Annotated in this window: 2 pseudogenes; one reads left to right on the plus strand and one right to left on the minus strand. The window is 63.9% G+C overall.

From position 1 onward, the window contains the following. Positions 1-255 (minus strand): annotated as a pseudogene (locus A2I95_RS42370) (hypothetical protein); the annotation flags it as partial. Here A2I95_RS42370 and A2I95_RS42375 point away from each other — a divergent pair. Next, positions 246-1,005 (plus strand): annotated as a pseudogene (locus A2I95_RS42375) (glycine dehydrogenase (aminomethyl-transferring)); the annotation flags it as partial. The pseudogenes A2I95_RS42370 and A2I95_RS42375 overlap by 10 nt on opposite strands.

Here is a 1,005-nt window from a genome sequence, read left to right on the forward strand (position 1 = left end):
CAGCAGCGCCTGTGCGGTACAGACGTTGGAGTTGGCTTTTTCGCGGCGGATGTGCTGTTCGCGGGTCTGCAGCGCCAGGCGGTAGGCCTTGTTGCCGCGTGCATCGACCGACACACCGATGATGCGGCCGGGCATGGCGCGCTTCAGCTTGTCGGTGGTTGCCATATAAGCCGCGTGCGGGCCGCCGTAACCCATCGGAACACCAAAGCGCTGGGTCGAGCCTATGGCAATGTCAGCACCCATTTCACCCGGCGTCGGCACAGATGGTGGGCTACAAGGTGATCCCGGTCAAAGCGGACGACAGCGGCAACATCGACGTCGCCGACTTCCGGGCCAAGGCAGAGCAGCACAGCGACAACCTCGCGGCCTGCATGATCACCTACCCGTCGACCCACGGTGTGTTTGAAGAAACCGTGCAGGACGTCTGCCAGATCACCCATGATCATGGCGGTCAGGTCTATATCGACGGCGCCAACATGAACGCCATGGTGGGTCTCGCCCAGCCGGGCAAGATCGGCGGCGACGTTTCGCACCTGAACCTGCACAAGACCTTCTGCATTCCGCACGGTGGCGGCGGCCCCGGCATGGGTCCGATCGGCGTCAAGGCGCACCTGACCGAGCACTTGCCGGGCCACCCGGAATACGGCACTGCCGTGGGGCCGGTTTCAGCAGCTCCGTTCGGTTCGCCCTCGATCCTGCCAGTATCCTGGGCCTACTGCCTTCTGATGGGCGGCGAAGGCCTGACCCAAGCGACCAAAGTGGCGATCCTTAACGCCAACTACATCGCTGCGCGCCTCAAGGATGCCTACAAGATCCTCTACACCTCGGAAACGGGCCGTGTGGCGCATGAGTGCATCCTGGACACCCGTCCGCTGGCAGATGACGGCAACGTCACCGTGGACGATGTTGCCAAGCGTCTGGTCGACTCGGGCTTCCACGCCCCGACCATGTCCTGGCCGGTGGCGGGCACGCTGATGGTGGAACCGACCGAATCCGAGCCCAAGG

Source organism: Leisingera sp. F5 (assembly GCF_001593695.1).